Source organism: Paracoccus zeaxanthinifaciens ATCC 21588 (assembly GCF_000420145.1).
Classification (GTDB): Bacteria; Pseudomonadota; Alphaproteobacteria; order Rhodobacterales; family Rhodobacteraceae; genus Paracoccus; species Paracoccus zeaxanthinifaciens.
This window is the reverse complement of sequence record NZ_ATUJ01000010.1, coordinates 20,071-45,676: the sequence shown is the minus strand read 5'-3', so window position 1 is coordinate 45,676 and position 25,606 is coordinate 20,071. Positions and strand designations below refer to the sequence as shown.

30 protein-coding genes are annotated in these 25,606 nt (G+C 67.6%); 16 read left to right on the top strand and 14 right to left on the bottom strand.

Features of this window, described 5'->3' with window-relative positions; all coding sequences use genetic code 11:
* Nucleotides 1–145: 145 nt before the first annotated feature.
* The 10 genes from coxB to F804_RS0110540 all read left to right on the top strand — a co-directional run bounded on the left by coxB (nucleotide 146) and on the right by F804_RS0110540 (nucleotide 9,033).
* The gene (gene coxB / locus F804_RS0110585; protein WP_040595973.1) at nucleotides 146–1,030 is read left to right on the top strand and encodes a cytochrome c oxidase subunit II; all 885 of its coding nucleotides are present in this window, start codon (nucleotides 146–148) and stop codon (nucleotides 1,028–1,030) included.
* Nucleotides 1,031–1,094: 64 nt separating this feature from the next.
* Nucleotides 1,095–2,012 (top strand): heme o synthase, encoded by a 918-nt coding sequence (gene cyoE / locus F804_RS0110580; RefSeq protein ID WP_022707720.1) that lies wholly within the window; start codon nucleotides 1,095–1,097, stop codon nucleotides 2,010–2,012.
* Nucleotides 2,012–2,203 (top strand): hypothetical protein, encoded by a 192-nt coding sequence (locus F804_RS0110575; RefSeq protein ID WP_156845233.1) that lies wholly within the window; start codon nucleotides 2,012–2,014, stop codon nucleotides 2,201–2,203. The genes cyoE and F804_RS0110575 overlap by 1 nt, the downstream gene beginning before the upstream one ends.
* Nucleotides 2,200–2,772, top strand: a complete 573-nt coding sequence (locus F804_RS0110570) for a cytochrome c oxidase assembly protein (RefSeq protein ID WP_022707719.1) — start codon at nucleotides 2,200–2,202, stop codon at nucleotides 2,770–2,772. The genes F804_RS0110575 and F804_RS0110570 overlap by 4 nt, the downstream gene beginning before the upstream one ends.
* Before the next feature lie 36 nt (nucleotides 2,773–2,808).
* The gene (locus F804_RS0110565) at nucleotides 2,809–3,636 is read left to right on the top strand and encodes a cytochrome c oxidase subunit 3 (RefSeq protein WP_022707718.1); all 828 of its coding nucleotides are present in this window, start codon (nucleotides 2,809–2,811) and stop codon (nucleotides 3,634–3,636) included.
* A 75-nt stretch (nucleotides 3,637–3,711) separates the two neighbouring features.
* A complete protein-coding gene (locus tag F804_RS0110560) occupies nucleotides 3,712–4,383 on the top strand; it encodes an SURF1 family protein (RefSeq protein ID WP_022707717.1) in 672 nt (223 codons plus the stop codon).
* 10 nt (nucleotides 4,384–4,393) lie between these two features.
* A complete protein-coding gene (gene thrC / locus F804_RS0110555) occupies nucleotides 4,394–5,770 on the top strand; it encodes a threonine synthase (RefSeq protein WP_022707716.1) in 1,377 nt (458 codons plus the stop codon).
* Entirely contained in the window at nucleotides 5,767–7,041 is a 1,275-nt protein-coding gene (locus F804_RS0110550) for a M16 family metallopeptidase (protein WP_022707715.1), read from the top strand. Before thrC ends, F804_RS0110550 begins: the two co-directional genes overlap by 4 nt.
* A complete protein-coding gene (locus tag F804_RS0110545) occupies nucleotides 7,038–7,622 on the top strand; it encodes a GNAT family N-acetyltransferase (RefSeq protein ID WP_022707714.1) in 585 nt (194 codons plus the stop codon). The genes F804_RS0110550 and F804_RS0110545 overlap by 4 nt, the downstream gene beginning before the upstream one ends.
* A gap of 10 nt (nucleotides 7,623–7,632) precedes the next feature.
* On the top strand, nucleotides 7,633–9,033 hold the full coding sequence (locus tag F804_RS0110540) for an FAD-binding oxidoreductase (RefSeq protein ID WP_022707713.1): 1,401 nt from the start codon (nucleotides 7,633–7,635) through the stop codon (nucleotides 9,031–9,033).
* On the opposite strand, the gene F804_RS0110535 is transcribed toward F804_RS0110540, so the two are convergent.
* Together F804_RS0110535 and F804_RS0110530 are read right to left on the bottom strand one after the other, a co-directional pair.
* Nucleotides 9,027–9,560, bottom strand: coding sequence for an adenine phosphoribosyltransferase (locus F804_RS0110535; RefSeq protein ID WP_022707712.1), 534 nt, complete (start codon nucleotides 9,558–9,560; stop codon nucleotides 9,027–9,029). The two genes, F804_RS0110540 and F804_RS0110535, sit on opposite strands and share 7 nt — an antisense overlap.
* A complete protein-coding gene (locus F804_RS0110530; protein WP_022707711.1) occupies nucleotides 9,557–10,159 on the bottom strand; it encodes a flavin reductase family protein in 603 nt (200 codons plus the stop codon). Before F804_RS0110530 ends, F804_RS0110535 begins: the two co-directional genes overlap by 4 nt.
* A 114-nt stretch (nucleotides 10,160–10,273) precedes the next feature.
* Here F804_RS0110530 and F804_RS0110525 point away from each other — a divergent pair, with 114 nt between their 5' ends.
* Both F804_RS0110525 and F804_RS0110520 read left to right on the top strand, forming a co-directional pair.
* On the top strand, nucleotides 10,274–10,774 hold the full coding sequence (locus tag F804_RS0110525; RefSeq protein WP_022707710.1) for a GNAT family N-acetyltransferase: 501 nt from the start codon (nucleotides 10,274–10,276) through the stop codon (nucleotides 10,772–10,774).
* A 10-nt stretch (nucleotides 10,775–10,784) separates the two neighbouring features.
* Nucleotides 10,785–11,558, top strand: a complete 774-nt coding sequence (locus F804_RS0110520; RefSeq protein WP_022707709.1) for an EcsC family protein — start codon at nucleotides 10,785–10,787, stop codon at nucleotides 11,556–11,558.
* Between the two features lie 3 nt (nucleotides 11,559–11,561).
* On the opposite strand, the gene F804_RS0110515 is transcribed toward F804_RS0110520, so the two are convergent.
* Nucleotides 11,562–13,091: an ATP-dependent DNA helicase gene (locus tag F804_RS0110515; RefSeq protein WP_022707708.1), complete on the bottom strand. Its 1,530-nt coding sequence runs from the start codon at nucleotides 13,089–13,091 to the stop codon at nucleotides 11,562–11,564.
* 66 nt (nucleotides 13,092–13,157) lie between these two features.
* Nucleotides 13,158–14,444 carry a crotonyl-CoA carboxylase/reductase gene (gene ccrA / locus F804_RS0110510; RefSeq protein WP_022707707.1) on the bottom strand — a complete coding sequence of 429 codons (1,287 nt, stop codon included), beginning with the start codon at nucleotides 14,442–14,444 and terminating at the stop codon, nucleotides 13,158–13,160.
* A gap of 212 nt (nucleotides 14,445–14,656) precedes the next feature.
* Here ccrA and F804_RS0110505 point away from each other — a divergent pair, with 212 nt between their 5' ends.
* Together F804_RS0110505 and F804_RS0110500 are read left to right on the top strand one after the other, a co-directional pair.
* Nucleotides 14,657–16,615, top strand: coding sequence for a methylmalonyl-CoA mutase family protein (locus F804_RS0110505; protein ID WP_022707706.1), 1,959 nt, complete (start codon nucleotides 14,657–14,659; stop codon nucleotides 16,613–16,615).
* An 88-nt stretch (nucleotides 16,616–16,703) separates the two neighbouring features.
* Nucleotides 16,704–17,621 carry an acyltransferase family protein gene (locus F804_RS0110500; protein ID WP_028725871.1) on the top strand — a complete coding sequence of 306 codons (918 nt, stop codon included), beginning with the start codon at nucleotides 16,704–16,706 and terminating at the stop codon, nucleotides 17,619–17,621.
* Nucleotides 17,622–17,694: 73 nt separating this feature from the next.
* Here the strand turns inward: F804_RS0110500 and rpmE are convergent, their stop codons facing one another.
* From rpmE to F804_RS0110450, 10 genes are all read right to left on the bottom strand, one after another.
* Entirely contained in the window at nucleotides 17,695–17,916 is a 222-nt protein-coding gene (gene rpmE / locus F804_RS0110495; RefSeq protein ID WP_022707704.1) for a 50S ribosomal protein L31, read from the bottom strand.
* Between the two features lie 11 nt (nucleotides 17,917–17,927).
* A complete protein-coding gene (gene rplS / locus F804_RS0110490) occupies nucleotides 17,928–18,305 on the bottom strand; it encodes a 50S ribosomal protein L19 (RefSeq protein ID WP_022707703.1) in 378 nt (125 codons plus the stop codon).
* A 2-nt stretch (nucleotides 18,306–18,307) separates the two neighbouring features.
* The gene (gene trmD / locus F804_RS0110485; protein ID WP_022707702.1) at nucleotides 18,308–19,174 is read right to left on the bottom strand and encodes a tRNA (guanosine(37)-N1)-methyltransferase TrmD; all 867 of its coding nucleotides are present in this window, start codon (nucleotides 19,172–19,174) and stop codon (nucleotides 18,308–18,310) included.
* Entirely contained in the window at nucleotides 19,171–19,683 is a 513-nt protein-coding gene (gene rimM / locus F804_RS0110480; protein ID WP_022707701.1) for a ribosome maturation factor RimM, read from the bottom strand. Before rimM ends, trmD begins: the two co-directional genes overlap by 4 nt.
* Before the next feature lie 65 nt (nucleotides 19,684–19,748).
* Nucleotides 19,749–20,108, bottom strand: a complete 360-nt coding sequence (gene rpsP, locus F804_RS0110475; RefSeq protein WP_022707700.1) for a 30S ribosomal protein S16 — start codon at nucleotides 20,106–20,108, stop codon at nucleotides 19,749–19,751.
* A gap of 45 nt (nucleotides 20,109–20,153) precedes the next feature.
* Nucleotides 20,154–20,450, bottom strand: a complete 297-nt coding sequence (locus F804_RS0110470; protein WP_022707699.1) for a chorismate mutase — start codon at nucleotides 20,448–20,450, stop codon at nucleotides 20,154–20,156.
* A complete protein-coding gene (locus F804_RS0110465) occupies nucleotides 20,447–20,989 on the bottom strand; it encodes a GNAT family N-acetyltransferase (RefSeq protein ID WP_022707698.1) in 543 nt (180 codons plus the stop codon). The genes F804_RS0110470 and F804_RS0110465 overlap by 4 nt, the downstream gene beginning before the upstream one ends.
* The gene (ffh, locus tag F804_RS0110460) at nucleotides 20,986–22,482 is read right to left on the bottom strand and encodes a signal recognition particle protein (RefSeq protein ID WP_022707697.1); all 1,497 of its coding nucleotides are present in this window, start codon (nucleotides 22,480–22,482) and stop codon (nucleotides 20,986–20,988) included. The genes F804_RS0110465 and ffh overlap by 4 nt, the downstream gene beginning before the upstream one ends.
* A 155-nt stretch (nucleotides 22,483–22,637) precedes the next feature.
* Nucleotides 22,638–23,051: an energy transducer TonB gene (locus F804_RS0110455; RefSeq protein ID WP_022707696.1), complete on the bottom strand. Its 414-nt coding sequence runs from the start codon at nucleotides 23,049–23,051 to the stop codon at nucleotides 22,638–22,640.
* 76 nt (nucleotides 23,052–23,127) lie between these two features.
* Nucleotides 23,128–23,715, bottom strand: a complete 588-nt coding sequence (locus F804_RS0110450) for an FMN-dependent NADH-azoreductase (protein WP_022707695.1) — start codon at nucleotides 23,713–23,715, stop codon at nucleotides 23,128–23,130.
* 98 nt (nucleotides 23,716–23,813) lie between these two features.
* On the opposite strand from F804_RS0110450, the gene F804_RS0110445 reads away from it, so the two are divergent.
* Complete coding sequence (locus tag F804_RS0110445; protein WP_028725869.1) at nucleotides 23,814–24,662, top strand: LysR family transcriptional regulator; 849 nt, start codon at nucleotides 23,814–23,816, stop codon at nucleotides 24,660–24,662.
* 114 nt (nucleotides 24,663–24,776) lie between these two features.
* On the top strand, nucleotides 24,777–25,547 hold the full coding sequence (locus F804_RS0110440; RefSeq protein ID WP_022707693.1) for a division plane positioning ATPase MipZ: 771 nt from the start codon (nucleotides 24,777–24,779) through the stop codon (nucleotides 25,545–25,547).
* Nucleotides 25,548–25,606 lie beyond the last annotated feature (59 nt).

Here is a 25,606-nt window from a genome sequence, read left to right as displayed (position 1 = left end):
CGGGAATGCTGTAGGTATGTCTTGCCCGGACAGGCATTATATGGTCATAGAACCTGTACTGTGAAAGGGAAAGGGGCAGGCTCGACCTGCGCCTGCGGCCGGTTCGGCCAGACCAACACGATGGGATGGGAAGATGGCAATAGCGATGATTCGCCGTGGATGCGCGGCAGTGGCGGGCTTGGCTTCGGCGGCTGCGCTGACTGGTGCGGCTGCGGCGCAGGACGTAATCGGGGACCTGCCGGTGATCGGCAAGCCCGTCGACGGCGGCATGGGGTTCCAGCCGGCTGCGACGGAACTGGCGCGCGATCAGCAGTGGCTGGACCATTTCGTGCTGGTGATCATCGCGGTGATCACGGTCTTCGTCTGCGGCCTGCTGCTGGCGGTGATCCTGCGCTTCAACTCGCGCGCGAACCCGGTTCCGGCCAAGTTCACCCACAACACCGCGCTGGAGATCGGCTGGACTCTGGTCCCCGTCCTGGTGCTGATCGCGATCGGCGTCTTCTCGTTGCCGATCCTGTTCCGCAGCCAGGAAATGCCCGAGAACCCGGATGTCGTGATCAAGGCCACCGGCCACCAGTGGTACTGGTCCTATGAATATCCCGACAACGGCGTCAGCTTCGACAGCCTGATGCTGCCCGAGGAGGATCTGGCCGAGTACGGCTATGCCCCCGAGGAATACAAGCTGGCGACCGACACCGCCGTCGTCGTGCCGACCGGCCAGAACGTGCTGCTGCAGGTGACCGCCAGCGACGTGATCCACAGCTGGACCATCCCCGCCTTCGCCGTGAAGCAGGACGCCGTTCCGGGCCGCATCGCCCAGGCCTGGTTCAACGTCGAACAGGAAGGCACCTATTTCGGCCAGTGCAGCGAGCTGTGCGGCGTGAACCATGCCTACATGCCCATCGTCGTGAAGGCCGTCTCTCCCGAGGTCTATGCCGAATGGGTCGCCTCGCAGGGGGGCAGCATGGGCGACGAGGTCGAGCAGACCGCCGCCCTGACCACCCCGGTCGAGGTCGCAAGCGCCGACTGAACCGACAAGCCGTTCGGGGCTGGCCCGCAGCCGCGCCCCGGACAAGCCAAACCGTGAAGGCCCGATGACCGACATCAACGCATATGACGCAAGCCCCGAGGGCGAGTTCCGCGATTACGTCGCGCTGCTGAAACCGCGCGTGATGTCGCTGGTGGTCTTCACCGCCTTCGTGGGCCTGTGGGTCGCGCCGGTCGACGTGCATCCCTTCATCGGCTTCTGCGCCGTGCTGTTCATCGCGCTTGGCGGCGGGGCCTCGGGCGCGCTGAACATGTGGTACGACCGCGACATCGACGCGGTGATGAACCGCACCCGGTCGCGCCCCATCCCCGCGGGCCTCGTGCAGGAAAACGAGGCGCTCGGCCTCGGGATCGTACTGAGCGTCATCTCGGTGATGATGCTGGGGCTGGTGGCGAACTGGTTCGCCGCCGCCTTCCTCGCCTTCACGATCTTCTTCTATGCCGTCGTCTATACCGTCTGGCTCAAGCGCTCGACCCCGCAGAACATCGTCATCGGCGGTGCGGCGGGGGCGTTTCCGCCGATGATCGGCTGGGCCTGCGCGACGGGCGGCATCGGCATCGAATCCATCCTGATGTTCATGCTGATCTTCGTCTGGACGCCGCCGCATTTCTGGGCGCTGGCGCTGTTCATGAAGGAAGATTACCACCGCGCGGGCGTGCCTATGCTGACGGTGACGCATGGCCGCCGCTCGACCCGCCGTCACATCCTGGCCTATGCCGTGGCGCTTGCGCCCTTCGCGATCGGGCTGGGCCTGACCTCGGTGGGCGGGCCGCTGTACATGGCGGTGGCGGTGGTGCTGAACGTGGCCTTCCTGCGCGGCTGCTGGCAGATCTTCCGCCGGTCCGAGGATCAGGCGATCGCCGACGACTATGCCGTCGAGAAGCGCGTCTTCCGGCTGTCGCTCTATTACCTGTTCGTGCATTTCCTCGCCCTGCTGATTCAAAGCTGGCTGGGGGGCTGGTAATGCGTACCGAACACGAGCTGCACTCGCGCCGCCGGTCGCGCAATGTCGGGCTTGGGCTGGTTCTTCTGGCCTTCGTCGCGCTGGTCTTCGCGCTGACCGTGGTCAAGGTCCGCCAGGGCGACCTGATGGAGGCGTTCGACCATAGCCCGCGCGTCTCGCTGACCCCGGCCGAGACCGAGGAGGCCGAATGAAGCGCCTGAGCCCCGAGGCCCGCACCGTCACCGCGCTTGTGGCCGTCGTCCTGACCATGGGCGCGCTGGCCTGGGCCGCCGTGCCCTTCTACAACTGGTTCTGCCGCGTGACCGGCTTCGGTGGCACCACGCAGGTCGCCGAGAGCGCCTCGGACGAGGTTCTGGACGAGATCGTGCGCGTGCGCTTCGACGCGAATGTGGACGACAATCTGGGCTGGACGTTCCGGCCCATGCAGACGCGCATGGACCTGCGCATCGGGGAAAACGGGCTGGCCTTCTACGAGGCGATCAACAACACCGACGAGCCGCTGACGGGGACCGCCAGCTACAACGTCGCCCCCGAGGTCTCGGGCTATTATTTCATCAAGGTCGAATGCTTCTGCTTCACCGAGCAGACGCTTCAGCCCGGAGAGCGGATCGAGATGCCGGTCAGCTTCTTCGTCGATCCCGAACTGGTCGAGGATCGCGACGCGTCCTGGGTGCGCGACATCACCCTGTCCTATACCTTCCATCGGACCGAACCCAAGAGCGCTGCGCTTGACACGGGCACGTCCGGGACCATCAACTGACCTGAAGACAAAGAGGGGGCCTCTGGGGATCCAACGATGGCGCACGCAAAGAACCACGATTACCACATTCTGCCGGCCTCGATCTGGCCGTTCCTCGCCTCGGTGGGGGTGTTCGTCATGCTGTTCGGCGCCGTCGCATGGATGACCGGGGACGTCACCGTGATGGGCGCGCCGCTCACCGGTCCCTGGGTCTTCGCGATCGGCCTGATCGCGACCTGCTATGTCGCCTTCGGCTGGTGGGCCGATGTCGTCCGCGAGGCTGAATCGGGCGATCACACCCCGGTCGTGCGCATCGGCCTGCAGGTCGGCTTCATCCTGTTCGTACTGTCCGAGGCGATGCTGTTCGTGTCGCTGTTCTGGAACTTCATGAAGAACGCCCTCTATCCGATGGGCGAACAGAGCCCGATCACCGACGGCGTCTGGCCGCCCGAGGGCATCCAGACCTTCGACCCCTGGCACCTGCCCTTCATCAACACGCTGATCCTGCTGCTGTCGGGCGTGGCCGTGACCTGGGCCCACCACGCCTGGGCACACGAGGGCGACCGCAAGACGACCATCAACGGCCTGGCCATCGCCGTCGTCCTGGGCGTCTTCTTCACCGGTCTGCAGGCATACGAATACAGCCACGCGGCCTTCGGCCTGGCCGACACGGCCTATGCCTCGGCATTCTACATCGCGACCGGCTTCCACGGGCTGCACGTCATCATCGGCACGATCTTCCTGCTGGTCTGCCTGATCCGCTTCATGCGCGGCCAGATGACCCGCGACCAGCATATCGGCTTCGAGGCCGCCGCCTGGTACTGGCACTTCGTCGACGTGATCTGGCTGGTGCTGTTCGCCGTCATCTACGTCTGGGGCAGCTGATCCCCCAATCGCGACGACAGGGCGCGCGGGGGATGTCTCCCCGCGCGTTTTTCGTCATGGCCCGCCGGAAAGCCCATGCGCCGCTATCTGTTTCCCGTCCTGATCGGCATCGTCGGATGCGCCATCCTGGTCCAGCTGGGCCTGTGGCAGCTGGACCGTCGCGACTGGAAGGAAGCGATGCTGGACGAGATCCGGCAGGGGATCGACGCCGAACCCGTCCCGCTTCCCGCCGATATCGACCCTTCGATGAAATACCTGCCCGTGACCGTCGCCGGCACCACCTCGGGGGCCGAGATCGACGTGTTGTCCCACACCAAGGAACAGGGCGCGGGCTATCAGATCGTGTCGCGCTTCATCACGGATGACGGACGCGCGATCCTGCTGGACCGGGGCTTCGTGCCGCAGGACGACCGGCACCTGGACCGCGGACCGACGCGGCTGCAGGTGACGGGCAACCTGCACTGGCCGCAGGATGCCAGCGGATCGACCCCCGCGCCGAACCTGGACGAGAACATCTGGTTCGCCCGCGACGTGGACGCGATGGCCGCCCAGCTGAACACCGAGCCGGTCCTGGTCGTCGCCAGCTTCGTGCAGGGCGACAACCAGGGCGCCGAGCCCATCCCCGTCGCGATCGAGGGGATACCGAACAACCACCTGTCCTATGCCATGCAGTGGTTCATGATCGCCGCCACATGGGCGGTGATGACACTGGCGCTGATCTGGCGTATCAGGCAGCGCAGCTATTGAAGGATTGCCGATGCGTTACGTCTCGACCCGCGGAGAGGCCCCGAGCCTGGATTTCGAACAAGCCATGCTGTCCGGTCTGGCGCGTGACGGGGGGCTGTACCTGCCCGAGACGATCCCGACCATCGACGGCCTGGACCGGATGGACGGCCTGTCCTACGAGGAGATCGCCTTCCGCGTGATCCGCCCCTTCACCGGCGACTGCTTCACCGACGAGGAGCTGCGCGGCGCCATCGACCGCGCATATGACCGGATCAGCCATGCGGCCCGCGCGCCGCTGGTGCAGCTGGCCCCCGGCCATCACCTGCTGGAGCTGTTCCACGGCCCGACGCTGGCCTTCAAGGACTTCGCGATGCAGCTGATCGCCCAGCTGTTCCAGATCGCGCTGAAGCGGTCCGGCCAGCGGATCACCATCGTGGGCGCGACCTCGGGCGATACCGGGTCCGCCGCGATCGAGGCGTTCAAGGGCATCGATAATGTGGACGTGTTCATCATGTACCCGCATGGCCGTGTCTCCGAGGTGCAGCGCCGCCAGATGACCACGCCCGACGCGCAGAACGTCCACGCGCTGGCGCTGACCGGCCATTTCGACGACTGCCAGGCGCGGCTCAAGGACCTGTTCAACGACCACGATTTCCGCGACACCGTCGGGCTTGCGGGCGTGAACAGCATCAACTGGGCGCGGGTCGTGGCCCAGATCGTGTACTATTTCACTGCGGCGGCGAGCCTCGGGATGCGCCCGACCGATTTCTGCGTGCCGACCGGCAATTTCGGCGACATCTTCGCGGGCAGCATCGCGCGCCGCATGGGCCTGCCGATCCGTCGCCTGATCGTCGCCACGAACCAGAACGACATCCTGCACCGCGCGCTGACCACCGGCGAATACCGCGTGGGCGAGGTCGCGCCCTCGATCAGCCCGTCGATGGACATCCAGGTCAGCTCGAACTTCGAGCGCGCGCTGTACCTGGCCTATGACCAGGATGCGGGCGCGATTCGCCAGCTGATGGACGAGCTGAAGGCCGGCGGCTTCTCGATCAGCCAGGGCGCGCTGGAAACCCTGCGCGACGAGTTCCTGTCGGGCCGCGTCGGCGAGGAGGAAACCACCGCCCAGATCCGCGCCACGCGCGATGCCACGGGCGAAATCCTGTGTCCCCACAGCGCCATCGGCGTCGCGGTGGCCGAACGCAATATCGAACCGGGCGTCCCGATGGTCACGCTGGCCACCGCCCATCCCGCGAAATTCCCCGACGCGGTGGAGAACGCCATCGGCGAACGCCCCGGCCTGCCGCCGCACATGGCGGGGCTGTTCGATCTGCCCGAACGCGTCACCCGGGTTGAAAACGACGTCGAGGCGCTTAAATCGCTGATCCTCGACCGGAGGACGAATTGAACCAGGACCCCAACAGCCGACTGACGACCCTTCCCAACGGCCTGCGCATCGTGACGCGCCAGATGCCGGGGCTGCATTCCGCGGCCCTGGGCGTCTGGGTCAGCGCGGGCGGGCGCAACGAACGCGCCGAACAGAACGGCATCGCGCATTTCCTCGAACACATGGCGTTCAAGGGCACCAAGACCCGCAGCGCCCTGCAGATCGCCGAGGCGATCGAGGATGTGGGCGGCTATATCAACGCCTATACCTCGCGCGATGCGACGGCCTATTACGTGCGCGTGCTGGAACAGGACGTGGACCTGGCCTTCGACGTGATCAGCGACATCGTCCTGAACCCCGTCTTCGACCAACGAGAGATCGAGGTCGAGCGCGGCGTCATCCTGCAGGAGATCGGGCAGTCGCTGGACACGCCCGACGACATCATCTTCGACTGGCTGCAAGAGGCCGCCTATCCCGACCAGCCAATCGGTCGCACGATCCTGGGCCCGGCCGAGCGTGTCAGCGGTTTCGGCCGCGAGGATCTGGCGGGTTTCGTGACCGAGCATTACGGCCCCGGCCAGATGATCGTCGCGGCGGCGGGGGCGGTCGATCACGACCGCATCGTGCGCCTGGCCGAGGCGACGCTTGGCCATGTCGCGCCGCGTCCGCAGGCCAAGCGCGAAGGCGCACGCTGGCAGGGCCTCGAATTCCGCCGCGACAAGCAGCTGGAACAGGCGCATTTCGCGCTGGCGCTCGAGGGGCCGGGCTATCACGCGCCGGACTTCTACGCCTCGCAGATCTTCTCGGCGGCGCTTGGGGGCGGGATGTCCTCGCGGCTGTTCCAGAAGATCCGCGAGGAGCGCGGCCTGTGCTACACGATCTTCGCGCAGTCGGGCTTCCATGACGATACCGGCATGATGACCGTCTATGCGGGCACCGGCGCCGAGGATCTGGGCGATCTGGCGAACCTGACCATCGACGAGATCAAGCGCGCCGCCGAGGACATGACCGAGGCCGAGATCGCGCGCGCCAAGGCGCAGCTGCGCGCGGGGCTGCTGATGGGCCTCGAAAGCCCCTCGGCGCAGGCCGAACGCGCGGCGCGGACGCTGGCGATCTGGGGCCGCGTGCCCGATCCCGCCGAGGTGGCCGAGCGTATCGCCGCGGTCACCGCGGCCGATGTCCGCGCCCATGCCGAAGGGCTGATCGCCAATGCCCGGCCTGCGCTCGCGCTCTATGGTCCCGTGTCGCGGGCGCCGTCGCGCGATGCGTTGATCGAAAGGTTGGCCGCATGATCATGGCGCGGCGACGTTCCTTCCGGCTGGACGCCGAACGGATCGTGCTGCGCCTGCCCCAACATACGGATTTCACGGCCTGGAGCACCCTGCGTGCCGAAAGCCGTGAGTTCCTGACGCCGTGGGAGCCCGTCTGGGCGCCCGACCATCTGACCCGCAAAAGCTTTACCAACCGCGTCTACTGGGCCGCCCGCGCCAGCAGGCAGGGCAGCGCCTGGCCGCTGTTCATCATGCGCCGCGACGGGGTTCTGGTGGGGGCGATCACGCTGGACAACATCCGCCGCGGCCCCGCGCAATCGGGCACGATCGGGTACTGGATCGGCCAGCCGCATGCGCGGATGGGCTACATGGCCGAGGCGATCGGCGTGCTGGTCCATCACGCCTTCACCACGCTGGACCTGTCCCGGATCGAGGCCGCCTGCCTGCCCGAGAACGCCGCCTCGCGCGGGGTCCTGGAGAAGTCCGGCTTCAAGTACGAGGGCGTCGCCCAGAGCTATCTGCAGATCGCGGGGCGCTGGCGGAACCACGTTCTCTATTCCAACCTGCGGCTGGACAGGCGCGGCCGCACCGATATCCGCTGACAGGTTGCCCATGCTGAACCCCGCCGACGCCCGCCTTGCCGCCCGCCTGCCCGAGGGCGTCCTGCGAGAGGTCACCCCCGCCCATGTCGAGGAACCGCGCGGGCGGTTCCGCGGTCAGGCGGGCCTTGTCGCCGCCCCCCGCGACGCCGAGGAATGCGCCGCCGTCATCCGTGCCTGCGCCGAAGCCCGCGTGGCCGTCGTCCCGCGCGGCGGCGGCACGGGCCTTGTCGGCGGCAACGTCATGCCCGACGGCCCCGCGCCGCTGGTCCTGTCGATGGAGCGGATGACCGCCATCCGTGCCACTTGGCCCGAGGAAGGCGTGATGATCGCCGAGGCCGGGGCGACCCTGCAATCGGCCCGCGACGCTGCCGCAGCGGTGGGGCGCCAGTTCCCGCTGTCTCTGGCATCGCAGGGCAGCGCGCAGATCGGCGGCGTGCTGTCGACCAATGCGGGCGGGGTGAACGTGCTGCGCCACGGCAATGCCCGCGCCCTGTGCTTGGGCATCGAGGCCGTCCTGCCCTCGGGCGAGATCATGCGCGACCTCAAGCGGCTGCGGAAGGACAATACCGGATACGACATGCGCGACCTGCTGATCGGGGCCGAGGGCACGCTTGGCGTGATCACCGCGGCCTCGCTGGTCTTGGCGCCGCTGCCCGCCGAGACGGGCGTCGCGATGATGGTCGTGGACAGCCCCGCGGCCGCCCTGTCGCTGCTGTCGCTTGCGCAGGCGCGCATGGCGGGCGGTGTCACCGCGTTCGAGCTGATCTCGGGGCAGGGGATGCGCTTCCTGTCCGAGGCGTTTCCGGACATGCGCCAGCCCTTCGACCCCGCGCCGGAATGGATGGCGCTGATCGAGGTCGGCCTGCCTGCGGGCCTGTCCGCCGATGCCGCACTGGAGGGGCTGTTCACCGCCGGCCTGGATGCCGGGCTGGTCAGCGACGGCACCGTCGCGCAATCGGGCCAGCAGGCCGCCGACCTGTGGGCCCTGCGCGAACATATCCCGTTGGCCAACCGCCATGTCGGCGCGATCGCCAGCCACGACATCAGCCTGCCCCTGTCCGAGGTGTCGCGCTTCATCGCGGATGCGGGGGCGATGATGGCGGCGCAGGGCGACATGCGCATCAACTGCTTCGGCCATCTGGGCGACGGCAACCTGCATTACAACCTGTTCCCCGCCGAGGGGCGCGACCGCGGGGAATACGACGACCGCCGCCGCGACCTGTCACGGATGATCCACGAGATGGTCGTCGAACGCGGCGGCTCGTTTTCGGCCGAACACGGGGTGGGGCGGCTGAAGGCGCAGGACCTGGCCCGTTGGGGCGATCCGGTGCGCCTGTCGGCCATGCGGGCCATCAAGGGGGCGCTGGACCCCCTTGGGATCATGAATCCGGGTGCCGTCCTGGCTCAGTGACCGTCGAATTCGCACAGCGCGTGGACGGGCATGTCCATGCCCTCCAGCAGCTTGCGTCCGCCCAGGTCGGGCAGGTCGATAACGAAGGCGCAGCCCACGACCTCGGCGCCCAGGCGGCGGCACAGCTTGATGCTGGCCTCGGCGGTGCCGCCGGTCGCCAGCAGGTCGTCCACGATCAGCACGCGTTCGCCCGGCTTCAGCGCATCGTCATGGATCTCCATCACGGCTTCGCCGTATTCCAGCTGATACGCCTCGGAGATGACGGTGCCGGGCAGCTTGCCCTTCTTGCGGATCGGCACGAAGCCCGTGGACAGCTGGTGCGCCACCGCGCCGCCCAGGATGAAGCCGCGCGCCTCGAGGCCCACGACCTTGTCGATCCGGTCCCCGGCATAGCCGTGCAGGATCTGGTCCACGGCCATGCGGAACCCGCGCGCATCGGCGAACAGGGTCGTCACGTCGCGGAAGATGATGCCTTCCTTCGGGAAGTCGTGAATGCTGCGGATGTAATCCTTGACGCTGCGGCTCATGCCGGACGCTCCATCTCGAACAAATCGGTCACGGCGGCATAGTCCTTGTAGCCCAGACGTGCAATCCAGCCGCCCGCCGCGCGGGGGTCGAAGCGCCCGTCCACGATGCAGTCGTCGCGCATGTGCACGCCCGTCACCACGCCGAAGACGGCAAAGTTCGACTGACCGGCCAGCGGCACGATCTGCGTCATGCGGCATTCCAGCGACGCGGCGGCGTCGCGCACGCGCAGGCAGTCGATCGTGTCGCAGGGGGCCATGTCGATGCTGGCATGTTCGGCCTCGGACTGTCCTGCGGGCAGCGGCGCCGAGGTCGCGTTCAGCGCCTCGCGCAGGTCGCCGGTGCCGATATTGACGCAGAAGACGCCGCTCTCGATGATCTGGGCCACGCTGTCCTTGGTGCCCCCGCGATCGGGCTTCGCCCCCGTCGAGGCGAACATGACCTGCGGCGGCACATAGGCGACGGCGTTGAAGAAGCTGTAGGGCGCAAGGTTGTCGCCCTGCTTGCCGCGGGTCGAGATCCAGCCGATGGGGCGCGGGGCCACGATGGCGTTGAAGGGGTTGTGCGGCAGGCCGTGTCCGGCTTCTGGGCGATAGAACATGGGCGGCCTCCTGGAATGATGCGCGCCCAAACTGCCACCGGATTTCTTCAGGTGCAATGTTCCGCAGGGCCGGGTGGCGTGCTATGCGCCGCGCGAAGACGTGCAGGAGGTGCAATGTACCGGATCCACCCCGAGACGCCCGCCGACACCCCCGAGGTCGAGGCGCTCTATGATCTGTGCTTCGCGCCGGGTCGGACGGCGCTGTCCTCCTATCGCCTGCGGGACGGGGTCGCGCCGGTCGCGCAGCTGTGCCTTGCGCTGCGCGGGGACGCGGACGCGCTGCTGGCGGCGATCCGGTTCTGGCCGGTGCGCGTGGCCGGTCGCAAGGTGCTGCTGCTGGGGCCGATCGCGGTCCATCCCACCGCCCAGGGCGAGGGGCTGGGCGCGATCCTGATGCGCGACAGCCTGGAACGGGCGCGGCAGATGGGCTTCGGGCGCGTCCTGCTGGTGGGCGATGCCCCCTATTATTCGCGCTTCGGATTCGCGAAGCTGGACGAGGTGGTGATGCCGCCGCCGACGAATCCCGACCGCGTTCTGGGTCTGGAACTGCGGCCCGGCGCGTGGGTTGGTGTGACGGGGCAGGTGACACGCGACGAGGCCGCCCCCCGCGATTGAAGGATGCACCATGACCGACAAGCGCCCGATGGTCCTGCCGCCGATCACCGACCCTTCCGTCCATGAACAGATCAACCGGCTTGCACGCAGGCATCTGGCCGCCGGGGGCATCGGCATCGACCTGCTGACCCGTCTTGGCAGCAGCGCCGAGGGGTTGCTGGACCGCCTGCCGGGCTTCGTGCGCAGCAGGCTGGACGGGGCGACCCGCGCGGCCCTGTCGCGGGCGTTCCGCGCGGCATCGGGCAGCCGCCGCGTGACGCGGGATCGGGGCGACGTGTTCAACCGCATGGCGTCGACGCTCAGCGGTGCCGCCGGGGGGATCGGCGGATTTGCGGGCGCGCTGGTAGAATTGCCCTTTACCGTGACATTGCTGCTGCGGGCGATGCTGGACATCGCCGCCGAGCACGGGCTGGACCCCGATGACGAGGCCGTGCGCAAGGAATGCCTGCGCATCTTCGCCGCCGCCGGCCCGATGGAGGATGACGACAGCACCGATATGGGTTTCCTTGCCGCGCGGATGTCGGTCACCGGTCAGACCGTGCAGGGCCTCATCAGCAAGGTCGCGCCGCGCCTGTCGGTGTCCCTGGGGCAGAAGATGGCCGCACAGGCGGCACCGGTCTTCGGGGCGGTGGTCGGCGCCTCGATCAACTATACCTTCGCGCGGTATTATCAGGAGATGGCGCGCGTCCATTTCGGCCTGATGCGGCTGTCGCAGGAAACCGGCCTGCCGCAAGAGGCCCTGGCCGAGGCGCTGCAGACGCGCATCCGCGCGCTGTCCCGATAAGCCTCAGCCCTGCTGTTCCAGCGACAGCGCGGTATTCGGCACGGGCAGATCCTCGGTCGTCAACGGCCCCGAGGGACGCGCCAGCCGCGGTTTCGTCACCCAGATCAGCCGTTCCTGCGCCCGCGTGATCGCGACATAGGCAAGGCGCTTCCACAGGGGGATGCCCGCCTCGGTCCGGTTCGACCATGCGGCGGCGGAAATGTCGGGCGCGAAGACCTGCACGTCGCGCCATTGCGAGCCCTGCGACTTGTGGATCGTAATGGCCGCCCCGTGCAGGAAAGTGGCCCCCATGCGGGCGGCGAAGGGGATGAAGGGTTCCTCTTCGTCCAGCAGCTCGATCTTGACTATGGATGCCGCGGAGAGGCGCGGATCCTCGGCCCCGATGACATGCAGGCGCGAGAAGCCCGGCTTGCGGCCCGGCCCCATATAGACCACCTGTGCCCCCTTGATGAGGCCGCGCGCCTCGAGGTCGATACGCTTCTTGCGATGCTTCAGCGGCAGCTCGATCCCGTCGCAGACCAGCGGCTCGCCCGGCAGCAGGGCATCGCCGGGTGCGCCGAATGCGGTGCGGAAGGCGTGGATCAGCCGGATGCGGGTCGCGTTGCGCCACACGAGGACCGGGCTGCGGGACATCAGGTCGCTCTCGACACGCTCGGACCAGACCACGCGGTCGTCGCGGCGGGCGGCGTCGCGGATCATGCGCTCGAACGCGTCGAAGGTCAGGCTGTCATCGGCCAGCGCATGGGCCAGGTCCAGGATCGGGCTGTCATCCGATTGGCGGTGGATGCGGTCCAGGTACAGGCGCTGCTGCGGGGCAAGGCGGTCGAAGACCATTTCCCCGGACTGCCCGACGGGGGCCAGCTGCGCCGGATCGCCGAACAGGACCAGCGTCGGGAAGATCTCTCGCAGGTCGTCGAACTGCTTTTCGTCCAGCATGGACGCCTCGTCGATGAGGCCCACGTCCAGCCCTTCCTCGCGCCTGCTCCAACCGCGGATGAAGTCGGACCCGCGCAGGCCCGCCGCCGCCAGTGCGCCCGGAATGGATGCGTGCTGCTGATAGAAGGCCAGCGCGCGATCCAGCGCCACATCCTCCAGCCCCTCGATGTTCGGGCGGTCGCCCTGGCCCGTTAGCCATTCGGCGATCTTCTCGTATTCCGGATCATAGACGGGGGTATAGAGGATGCGGTGGATCGTCGTCGCCGGAACGCCGCGCATCCGCAGCACGAAGGCCGCCTTGTTCGTGGGGGCCAGGATCGCGACGGACCGGCGGTCCTTGCGGCGGCGTCCCTCCCAGTCGGGGCTGATCAGGTCGACGCCCGCGGACAGCAGGGCCTTGGTGATCTGCGACAGGATCAGCGTCTTGCCCGAACCCGCCTTGCCGATCACGGCCATGACGCGGCCCTTGCCCTCGGTCGCGGGGGCGACCTCTTCGGCGGTCAGGTCGATGCCCGCGGCCTCGAAGGTTTCGGCCAGCCGGTCCCAGGCGGTGGCCTGGTCGGGCGAAAGGGTCAGGGCGGCGGAGGTCTGGGTCATGCGCCCTGAGATAACGCGGCGGGCACGGAAAGCGAAGCCCCGCAATCGCGGGGCCTCGCGCAGGTTTCAGTCGCGTGCGGCCAACGCGTCCTCGAAGGTGCGCAGCCCGGTGACGGGGGACTGGACCAGGACGGCCATGTTCCCCGGCTTGTGCTGGTTGCGATACATCTGCATATGCGCGGCCGGGATCTCGGCCCAGGGGAAGACCTCGGACATGCAGGGATCCAGCCGGCGTTCCAGCATCAGCCGGTTCGCGGCGCTGGCCTGCTTGAGATGCGCGAAATGGCTGCCCTGCAGGCGCTTCTGGTGCATCCACATGTAGCGCACGTCGAAGGTGCAGTTGAAGCCGGTGGTGCCCGCGCAGATCACGACCATGCCGCCCTTCTTGCAGACGAAGGTGGACACGGGGAACGTCGCCTCGCCGGGATGTTCGAAGACGATGTCGACGTTGTTCCCTTTGCCGGTGATGTCCCAGATGGCCTTGCCGAACTTGCGGACCTCGTTGAACCACTCCTTGTATTCGGGGGTGTTCACGGTGGGCAGCTGGCCCCAGCAGTTGAACTCCTTGCGGTTGATGACGCCCTTGGCGCCGAGGGACATGACGAAGTCGCGCTTGTCCTCTTCGGAAATGACGCCGATGGCGTTGCCGCCCGCCGCGTTGATCAGCTGGATCGCATAGGACCCGAGGCCGCCCGACGCGCCCCAGACCAGCACGTTCATGCCGGGCTTCAGCTCGTGCGGTTCATGGCCGAACAGCATGCGATAGGCGGTGGCCAGCGTCAGCGTGTAGCAGGCCGATTCCTCCCATGTCAGGTGCTGGGGGCGGGGCATCAGCTGCTGCGCCTGCACGCGGGTGAACTGGGCGAAGCTGCCATCCGGCGTCTCGTATCCCCAGATGCGCTGCGTGGGCGAATACATCGGGTCGCCGCCGTTGCAATCCTCGTCGTCGCCATCGTCCTGGTTGCAGTGGATGACGACCTGGTCGCCGACCTTCCAGCGCTTGACCTTGTCGCCGACCGCCCAGACGATCCCCGAGGCGTCCGACCCCGCGATGTGGAAGGGCTGCTTGTGCACGTCGAACATGCTGATCGGAACGCCCAGTCCCGCCCAGATGCCGTTGTAGTTGACGCCCGCGGCCATGACCATGACCAGCACCTCGTTGCTGTCGATGGCAGGCGTGTCCACGACCTCGAGCTGCATCGCCTTGTCGGGCTCGCCCTGGCGGTCGCGACGGATCGCCCAGGCATGCATCCTGGCGGGCACATGGCCCAGGGGCGGCATCTCGCCGATGTCATAGAGATCCTTCACGGGCGCCTGATAGGGCGCGATCGGGTTCGGGGCGTCCAGGGCCATCGTGTCGTCTCCTTCCCTTTGCCGCGGCGCAGAATCGCCGCTGATGGTCATCTTGCTACGGCAATACTGCGCAACATTGCAACTGTTGTGAACCATATTCGGTAATTTTATGTCTGCCGCGACGCAGCGTATTCCGCGCCGCGGCGAATTGACGGGGCAGTTTTGTTTCTGTAACGATCCCCGTGATGCAATTTTATTGCGGGTGTGATGCAATGACCCAGAAGGACAAACCCTGGCTTTTCCGGACCTATGCGGGGCATTCGACGGCGGCGGCGTCGAACGCGCTGTATCGTGCGAACCTGGCGAAGGGGCAGACGGGCCTGTCGGTGGCCTTCGACCTGCCGACCCAGACCGGTTATGACAGCGACCACGTCCTCGCGCGAGGAGAGGTGGGCAAGGTCGGCGTGCCTGTCTGCCACCTGGGCGACATGCGCGCGCTGTTCGACCAGATCCCGCTGGAGCAGATGAACACCTCGATGACGATCAACGCGACGGCGCCCTGGCTGCTGGCGCTGTACATCGCCGTGGCCGAAGAGCAGGGCGCCGACATCGCGGCGCTGCAGGGCACGGTGCAGAACGACCTGATCAAGGAATACCTGTCGCGCGGCACCTATATCTGCCCGCCCGCGCCCAGCCTGGCGATGATCACCGATGTCGCGGCCTATACGCGCACGCATCTGCCGAAATGGAACCCGATGAACGTTTGTTCCTATCACCTGCAAGAGGCCGGCGCGACGCCCGAGCAGGAGCTGGCCTATGCCCTGGCGACGGCCATCGCGGTGCTGGACGATCTGAAGGGCAAGGTCCCCCCCGAGGGGTTCCCGGCCATGGTCGGGCGCATCAGCTTCTTCGTGAACGCGGGCATCCGCTTCGTGACCGAGCTGTGCAAGATGCGCGCCTTCACCGAGCTGTGGGACGAGATCTGCCGCGAGCGTTACGGCATCGAGGAGGAGAAGTTCCGCCGCTTCCGTTACGGCGTGCAGGTCAACAGCCTTGGCCTGACCGAGCAGCAGCCCGAGAACAACGTCTATCGCATCCTGCTGGAGATGCTGGCCGTCACCCTGTCGAAGAACGCGCGCGCGCGTGCGGTGCAGCTGCCCGCCTGGAACGAGGCCCTGGGCCTGCCGCGGCCTTGGGACCAGCAATGGTCGCTGCGGATGCAGCAGATCCTGGCCTACGAGACCGACCTGCTGGAATATGGCGACCTGTTCGACGGCAACCCGGTGATCGCGGCCAAGGTCGAGGAGCTGAAGCAGGGTGCCCGCGACGAGCTGGCGGCGCTGGACGGGATGGGCGGCGCGATCGCGGCCATCGACTACATGAAGGCGCGGTTGGTCGAATCGAACGCGGCGCGGCTGGGGCGGATCGAGACGAACGAGACGGTCGTCGTCGGCGTCAACCGGTGGGAGCAGGGCGAGCCTTCGCCCCTGACGGCGGAGGACGGCGGCATCATGGTCGTCGATCCGGCGGTGGAACAGGACCAGGTGGACCGGCTGCAGGCGTGGCGCGAGGCACGCGACGAGGGGGCCATCGAGGCCGCCCTCGCCGCGCTGCGCGTGGCCGCGCAGAAGGGCGCGAACATCATGCCGGCATCCATCGAGGCGGCCCGTGCGGGTGTCACCACCGGCGAATGGGCGGGCGTGATGCGCGCCGTTCATGGCGAATATCGCGGGCCGACCGGTGTCTCTGCCAGCCCGTCGAACCGGACCGAGGGGCTGGACGACATCCGCGAGGCGGTCGACGCCGTCAGCGCGCGACTGGGGCGGCGGCTGAAGTTCCTCATGGGCAAGCCGGGTCTGGACGGGCATTCCAACGGGGCCGAGCAGATCGCCTTTCGCGCCCGCGATTGCGGCATGGACATCACCTACGAGGGGATCCGCCTGACGCCCGAGCAGATCGTGTCCCGCGCCGCCGAGGAGGACGCCCATGTCGTCGGCCTGTCGATCCTGTCGGGCAGCCACCTGCCGCTGATCGAGGACGTGATGGCGCGGATGCGCGCGGCGGGGCTGATCCATGTGCCCGTGATCGTCGGCGGCATCATCCCCGACGAGGATGCGACGAGGCTTCTGGGGATGGGGGTCGCGCGGGTCTATACGCCCAAGGACTTCCAGCTGAACGCCATCATGCGCGACATCGTCGTGCTGGCCGAACCCGAGACCGCCGCCGCCTGATGCGCGGATTGTCACCGAGCGCGGTTTGGTGATTTGAACCCACGCCCGCCGTCGCTGTTGAAAGGGCGAAACGGCAGGCGGAGGTTTGATGCCCGGAACGAATGACAGAAACAGCGCCATCGACCCGATGCGCATGGGGTTGGCGCTGAGCGTGATCGCGCTGCATACCGGCTTTCCCGACGGGCTGTCGGGACAGGCGCAGCAGGTGCTGATCAACGGGCTCTATCGCCTGGCGGTGCCGGTCTTTGCGCTGATCTCGGGGTTCTTCTTCCTCGGCGCGATGCGGTCGGGCAGGGGGGCGGGCTTCGTCTGGCGGATCCTGTCGCTCTATGTGATGTGGATGGTCGTCTATCTGCCGATCTATGGGCCGGATCTGTCATCGGTCGGACATGCGGCGCAGCTGTTCTTCTTCGGGTATTTCCAGCTGTGGTTCCTGCCGGGGCTGGCGGTGGGCGCGCTGTTGGTGATGGCGCTGCGGGGCCGGGTGGCAGTCGCCATCGCCGCGCTGGCCTGCGCAGTCGTGGGGCTGGTGCTGCAGTGGGCCGTCCTGTCGGGGCGGGCGACGATCCAGCTGGACTTCTATCGCAACGGGCTGCTCGTGATCTTTCCCTTCTTCGCGACGGGCTGGCTGCTGGCGGGGGCGGACAGGCTGCCGCGCATCCGCGGGCATTGGGTCGCATTGGCGCTGGCCGGCGTCATGGCCGAAAGCCTGATGTGGTACCGCATCGCGGGCGGCGGCTTCGGGGTGGACAGCATGGCCAGCCTGTTCGTCGCGGCGCCGCTGGTCTTCTTGGCCGCGCGGCAGGTCGGCGGGGACTGGGACGGCAAGCGCATCGCCTCGATGGCGGCCTTCGTCTACTTCATCCACATCCTGATCATGATCACCGCCAGCCGCTTCGGGCTGGAGGGCAACGCCAAGGCGATCTTCGTCATGGCGGTCAGCGCGGCGCTGGCCTGGTGGCTGGGCGCACCGCGCAGGCGACCGGTCCTGTCGCTGCTGACCTGAAGCCCGGCCCGAGGCCCGAAACGAAAAACGCCGCCCCGATGGGCGGCGTTTCCGTGTTCGCGTGGCGCGTGGCTCAGAAGCCCAGGCCTGCGTACTTGTTCTTGAACTTCGACACGCGGCCACCGGTATCCATGAGGCGCGAGCTGCCGCCGTTCCATGCCGGGTGCGTGGTCGGATCGATGTCCAGCGACATGGATTCGCCCTCGGCGCCCCAGGTCGACCGGGTCTGATAGACGGTGCCGTCCGTCATCTTGACTTCGATCATGTGGTAATCGGGGTGGATGTCCTTTTTCATCGGGCGACCTCTCAGGCGTTGGCTTTGGGCTTGTAGTTGGTCTTTTCGGCGATACGTGCCGATTTGCCGCGGCGTGCGCGCAGGTAGTACAGCTTCGCGCGGCGGACCTTGCCGCGGCGGACCACTTCGATCGAATCGATGTTGGTCGAGTACAGCGGGAACACGCGTTCCACGCCTTCGCCGAAGCTGATCTTGCGCACGGTGAAGCTGGCGCTGATGCCGTTGCCGCCCTTGCGCGAGATGCAGACGCCTTCATAGGCCTGAACACGCGTACGGGTGCCTTCGGTCACCTTGTAGCCGACGCGAACGGTGTCGCCGGCCTTGAAATCGGGAATGGTCTTGCCGAGTTCAGAGATCTGCTCGGCTTCCAGTTGGGCGATCAGGTTCATCGCTATGTTTCCTCGTCATGCTCGCGGTGATTCCGCGATTGGTCTGATGCGCCCGAGAGCTGTCGGTCCTTTGCCGGGTCCATACCGTGCTGGTATGCCCGCCACAGGTCGGGGCGGCGTTCCTTGGTCAGCCTTTCGGCCTCACTGGCCCGCCAAGCATGAATGGCCGCGTGATTTCCCGACAGAAGGATGTCGGGGATCTCGCGACCGTCCCATTGGGCGGGTTTCGTGTACTGGGGGGCCTCCAGAAGACCCCGATTGCCGACGGAAAAGGATTCCTCGGCCAGCGAATCCTGATTCCCCAGCACGCGCGGTATAAGGCGGACCGTCGTGTCGATCAAGACCTGAGCGGCAATCTCTCCTCCGGTGAGGACATAGTCGCCGATGCTGATCTCCTCGACCCCGTGGGCGTCCAGGACGCGCTGATCGACGCCCTCGAAGCGGCCGCAGATCAGGGTGACGCCGGGGCCCTGCGCCAGTTCGCGCGCGCGGGCCTGGGTCAGCGGCTTGCCGCGCGGCGACATGTAGATCACGGGCAGGGGGCTGTTGCCCGCCGCGTGGCGCAGCGCCTGGTCCATCACGTCGGAGCGGATGACCATGCCGGCCCCGCCGCCCGCCGGCGTGTCGTCCACGTTGCGGTGCTTGCCCACGCCGAATTCGCGCAGCGGCACGGTTTCCAGGTTCCACAGGCCCTGCGACAGGGCCTTGCCCGTCAGCGACAGGCCCAGGATGCCGGGAAACGCCTCGGGGAACAGGGTGACGATGCGGGCGGTCCATGCGCCCATCACCTGCGGTTCCGCCATCAGTTCGCGGGGGCGCAGGCTGGGGCGCATGGTCAGGCGGCCATGCGATTTGGGCTCCTGGCTCATTCCGCGTCTTCCGCGGCGTCCTCGCCCGGCGGGTCGGCGATGATGCGGCCTGCGGTCAGGTCCACCGTGGGGACGATCTCGCGGGTGAAGGGCAGCAGCACCTGTCCCGCGGGGCCCGTCACCTCGAGGATGTCGCCCGCGCCGTGATCATAGATCGCGCGCACGCGGCCAAGCGCCACGCCGCCCGCATCGAAGACCTGAAGCCCGATCAGGTCGGCATGGTAGAATTCGTCGTCGGGCAGCGAGGGCAGCGCCTCTCGCGGGGCCCAGAGGGTGGTGCCCTTCAGCGCCTCGGCCTCTTCGCGGGTGGCGATGCCCGTCAGGCGCGCGCCAAGGCCGCCGGTCACCGGGCGGGTCAGGTCGATCCGGAAGCTGCGCTGCCCGTCCTCGGTCGTCAGCGGGCCATAGGCCGCGATGTCCGAAGGCTCGGCGCAGAAGCTTTTCAGGCGAACCTCGCCCTGAACCCCGAAGGCTCCGGCAATGGCACCGACGCAGATCTTGTCCGTCATTGCTGATGACCCTTGCGGTTGTCGGGAAGAAAATGGCCCGGCGGGGTGCGCCGGGCCATCCTGCATCACTCGGCGTCGGCCGAAGCTGCGGCTGCCTTCTCGGCACGCTCTTCGGCGCGCTTGGTGGCCTTCGCGCCCGGAACGGCCTTCTTCAGGTTCTGGCGGGTCGCCTTCTCGCGCACGCCTGCGGCTTCCAGGAAGCGCGCGATGCGGTCGGTCGGCTGGGCGCCCTGGGCGATCCAGTGCTGGACGCGCTCGACGTCCATCTTCACGCGCTCTTCGCTGTCTTTCGGCAGCAGCGGGTTGTAGGTGCCCAGCTTCTCCAGGAAGCGGCCGTCGCGCGGCATGCGCGTGTCGGCTGCGACGATTGCATAGTGGGGACGCTTCTTCGAACCACCACGGGCGAGACGGATTTTAACGGCCATTTGAGTTTCTCCTTTGAATGGCAGATGTCGCGGCGCGGCGGCGCCTTACGACTGATAGCTTTCGTGATGCCGGATCACTTCGGCGATCACGAAGTTCAGGAATTTGCGCGCGAATTCCGGGTCGAGATCGGCCTCGCGCGCGAGGCGTTCCAGCCGCTCGATCTGGGTCGCCTCGCGGGCGGGATCAGAGGGTGGAAGATCGTGTTCGGCCTTGAGATGGCCGACCGATTGCGTGTGCTTGAACCTTTCGGCAAGCGTATAGACGATGATCGCGTCCAGCCGGTCGATGCTGGCGCGGTGTTCCTTCAGCAGCTCGGCTGCGCGGAGTGCGGGATCGGTCATGCGGCACCTTTCGAGGAACCCGCCGGGTGGCGGAAGACAAGACAGGGCCGATCCGAGGCCGGCGCCTTCGCGGTATCGTCGAGCGTGGCCCCCAGCCGTTCGGCCAGCGCGATGGACCGCGTGTTCCGCGCATCGACATAGCTGACGGCCGTATCCCAGCCGAGCGTGCCGAAGGCGTGATCGCGCGCGGCAACGGCCGCCTCGCGGGCAAGGCCGCGACCCTCGGCGGCCCCGGACCAGATCGTCCAGCCGATCTCGCGTTCGGGCCAGCCTGCGGGGAACCACGGGCCCGCCATGCCGATGGGCGTGTCGTCGCCCTTCGCCGTGATGGCGAACATCCCCCAGCCGCGCATCACCCAATGGCCTATGACATGCCCGAAGGCGCGCCAGACCTTGCCCTCGTCGAAATCGCCGTCGCGGACGAACCGGGCGCGATCGGTGGACATGAAGTCCCGCCAATGCGGCCAGTCGCCCGCCGCCGGTGCACGCAGCACCAGCCGGTCGGTCTCGATCCGGGGGGTGGGGGACAGCTGGATCATTTCTTGCCGAACATCCCGCCCAGGCCGCCGGGCAGACCGGCCTTGCCCAGCTGACCGCCCAGGCCCTTGGGGTCCTGCAGCATCTTCTGGGCCTCGGCCATCTTCTCGGGGTCCATGTTGGCCATGTCGGGCAGCCCGCCGCCCTTGCCGGTCATGGCGCGCATGGCCTGCTTCAGCATGCCGCCCTTGCCCATCTTGCCCAGCTTTTTCATCGTGTCGGCCATCTGCTTCTGCATCTTCAGCAGGCGGTTCAGTTCCGACACCTCGAGGCCGGCACCCGCGGCGATCCGCTTCTTGCGGCTGGCCTGCAGCAGGTCGGGATTGGCGCGTTCCTTCTTGGTCATCGAGTTGATGAGCGCGATCTGGCGGCGCACGACGGTGTCGTCGTAACCGGCCGCCTCGGCCTGCTTGGCCATCTTCTGCATGCCGGGCATCATGCCCATGATCGACTGCATGCCGCCCATCTTCTGCATCTGTTCCAGCTGGCCCTTGAGGTCGTTCATGTTGAACAGACCCTTCTGGAAGCGCTTCATCATGCGCTCGGCCTGCTCGACCTCCAGCACCTCCTGCGCCTTCTCGACCAGGGCGACGATATCGCCCATGCCCAGGATGCGGCCCGCGACGCGCTGCGCGTCGAAGGCTTCCAGCGCGTCCATCTTCTCACCCAGGCCGACGAAGCGGATGGGCTTGCCGGTGACCTGGCGCATCGACAGGGCGGCACCGCCGCGCCCGTCGCCATCCATCCGCGTCAGCACCACGCCCGAGATGCCGACCTTGCCGTCGAACTCGGTCGCGACGTTCACGGCGTCCTGGCCGGTCAGGCCGTCGACGACCAGGATCGTCTCGCGCGGGTCGGCGATGTCGCGGACCTGCTGGACCTCGGACATCAGGGTCTCGTCGATATGCAGGCGGCCGGCGGTGTCCAGCAGCACCACGTCGTAACCCCCGAGCGATGCCTGCTGCTTGGCGCGCTTGGCGATCTGGGGCGCGGTCTGGCCCGGCACGATGGGCAGGCAGTCGACGCCGATCTGCTGGCCCAGGATGGCCAGCTGCTCCATCGCGGCCGGGCGGTTCGTGTCGAGCGAGGCCATCAGGACGCGCTTCTTCTCGCGGTCCTTCAGGCGCAGGGCCAGCTTGGCGGTGGTCGTGGTCTTGCCCGAGCCCTGAAGGCCGACCATCAGGATGGCGGCGGGCGGGTTGTCGATGCGCAGTGCCTCGGGGGCGTCCTCGCCCTGCAGGACGCGGATCAGTTCGTCATGGACGATCTTGACGACCTGCTGGCCGGGGGTGACCGATTTCGTGACGGCGGCGCCGGTGGCCTTCTGGGTGACGGCCTTGACGAAGCCGCGCGCCACCGGCAACGAGACGTCGGCCTCGAGCAGGGCGACGCGGACCTCGCGCATGGCGGCGGTGACATCGTCCTCGGACAGGGCACCTTGCTTGGTCAGCCGGTCGAAGACGCCGCCAAGACGGTCGGAAAGGTTCTCGAACATGGCCGGGCCTCCTGATGGCTCCAATACGGTTTTGCCCCCGTGGGCGCGACGCGCTGACGGGGGGCGATCCCCGCGCCATGCGGGGACCGGAAGGACGGCCTTCCGGGAATCCCGGGTTGCTTAGGGGATTCCCGTGTCCGAGTCAATCGTCCCGGTCAGTGTCTGACGGTCCCCATGGGCAGCACGAGGCTGACCGAGTCGTCCGTCATGTCGCTGCTGAAGGGCGGGATGCCCAGATCGCGCGAGAATCCGCGCTGGACGGCGGCGTCGATCGACGGCCTGCCGGAGCTGCGCAGGATGTTTGCCTGCCGGACGCTGCCGTCGCGCGCGATGACCAGCCCGACCTCGAGCGAGATGCCCATCATGTGGCCCTGGCCGACAAGGCTGGACCCCATGCGCCGCATCGCGGCTTCGAGCGCGCCGGCGGTGGCGCGGCTCCATTCCTCGCGGTTCTGCACGGAAACGGGCGCGGCCCCGAACGAGGTCTGGGCGGACGCCTGCCGCGGAAACGAAACGACCGCAGGCCCTGCGATCAGGGCTGCGGCCAGAAGAAGCGCGAATGCACGCATGGTGAAATGATCCTTGGAAAAATACGACCGGACCAGTTGCAACGGTCCGGTCGCATTCACCAAGCGGCTTCGCGGATCAGGCCGCGATTTCCTGCAGCGCGGCCTCGGCGCGTGCCATTCCGGCATCACGGTCCATCGCAAGGCCGTCCGCGGGCACGAAGGTCACGTCCGTGATGCCCAGGAAGCCCAGCATGTGACGGACATAGCCCGAGGCGTGGTCCAGGTCCGACCCGAAGGGCGTGCCCGCGGCGGCATAGGCGACGATGGCGCGCTTGCCGGTCAGCAGGCCCTCGGGGCCCTCGGCGGTATAGCGGAAGCTGATGCCTGCGCGGGCGATCTGGTCCAGCCAGTTCTTCAGCTGCGCGGGCAGGGTGAAGTTGTAGACCGGCAGCCCGATCACCAGCGTGTCGGCATCCTGCACCTCGGCCAGCAGCTCGTCCGAGATCTGGACGTGGCGCTCCTGCGTGGGGGTGGGGTTGTCGGTGCCGACGCGGACGGCGGTGAACCATTCGCCGTCGATGGGCGTCACGCCCTGGTTCAGGTCGCGATAGGTCACCTTGGCCGCGGGGTTCGCGGCGGTCAGGCGGGCCACGACGTCGGCGGTCAGCTTGCGGGTGACGGATTGGTCGCCGGTGATGGCGCTGTCGATATGCAGGATGTTCATCGGAAGATCTCCGCTTCATGTTGGATTGCAGCTTACTTAGTCCTATGCATCCGCGAACGAAACGCCGATAATCGCGCAGTATCTGTGCGGAGATGCACATGCCGGTCGAGACTTGGGACGATATCCGCGTGGCTCTTGCGGTGGCGCGTCACGGCACCGTCAGCGGGGCCGCGACGGCGCTTGGGGTGCATCATGCGACCGTCATCCGCCGCATCGACGCGCTGGAGGATGCACTGCACACGCGGCTGTTCCAGCGCCATGCGCGCGGCTATGCCCTGACCGAGACGGGGCGCGCGATGCTGGCGGCGGGGGCCGCGGCCGAGGAGCGCTTTGCCCAGATGGCCGCCCAGATCGAGGGTGCGGGCGACCGGGTCGAGGGGCAGCTGACCGTCACCTCGCTTCCCGGTCTTGCGGATGTGGTCATGCCGCGGCTGATCGGGCTGATGCGGCGTCATCCGGGCCTGCGCGTGAACTATGCCCCCGATCTGCGCCTGCTGCGCCTTGACGCCGGAGAGGCGCATGTCGCGATCCGCGCAGGCGCCAGACCGACCGAGCCGGACTATGTCGTCCGCGCCATGGGGTCGGGCGGGCACGCGCTGTTCGCCACCCGCGACTACATGCAGCGGCACGGCCCCATCGACGACCTGGACCGCCATTGCTTCGCGCTGCCCGCGACCGGGGGCGCGCTGGCCCCCTGCACGCGCTGGCTGCTGGAACGCATCCGCCCCGAGAACATCCTGATGACCGCCCCCGAGGACGACGCCCGCGAGCAGGTCGTCCGCGCGGGGCTGGCCGTCGGGATCCTGCCGCCCTCGCGCAGCGCGGGGCTGGAACTGGCGCTGCATCTGCCGGAATGGGATGCGCCGCTGTGGCTGGTCACCCACGTGGATTTGCACCGCACGCCCAAGGTGCAGGCCGCGCTGCATGCGCTGCGGGACGGCGACTGACCGCAGGGGATCGTGGCCCGCCGCCACATCTTGTGGGTGAACGCGTCGCGACGGCTTTTCTTTGGATCACGCCCTCGTTACGTTCGCGGAAGGGACAAGGAAGCGGGGCGGGACGTGGCGCATATCATCGTCGTCGGAAACGAGAAGGGCGGCTCGGGCAAGTCGACGACCTCGATGCATGTGGCGACGGCGCTGGCGCGCCTGGGCCATACGGTCGGCGGCCTGGACCTGGACGTCCGCCAGCGCAGCTTCGCCCGTTATATCGAGAACCGCGCCGCCTTCCGCGCCCGCGAGGGGCTGGACCTGCCGATGCCGGTCGTGGCCCAGCTGGCCGAGGGGCCGGACCCGCTGTCCCCCGCGCTGGAGCTGCTGGAGCGGCAATGCGACTTCATCCTGATCGACTGCCCCGGATCGCACACCAAGCTGAGCCAGATGGCCCATACGCTGGCCGACACGCTGCTGACGCCCCTGAACGACAGCTTCGTCGATTTCGACCTGCTGGCCCGCCTGTCCCCCGAACAGGAGATCCTCGGGCCTTCGATTTATTCCGAGATGGTGTGGAACGCGCGGCAGATGCGGGCGCAGGCGGGGGCGGGGCCGATCGACTGGCTGGTGCTGCGCAACAGGCTGGGCACGCAGCAGATGCACAACAAGCGCCGCGTGGGCGGTGCGCTGGACCAGCTGTCGCGGCGCATCGGGTTCCGCGTCTCTCCGGGCTTCTCGGAGCGGGTGATCTTCCGCGAGCTGTTCCCGCGCGGGCTGACGTTGCTGGACATGAAGGATGTCGGCATCGAGAACCTCAGCATGTCGCATATCGCCGCGCGCCAGGAACTGCGCGAGCTGATCAACGAATTGCGGCTGCCGGGCGTGACCGTCACCTTCTGACGCAGGAACCGGTCGGGCCGCAGCGTCATTGGATGGGACACGAGGACCCAACCAATGGA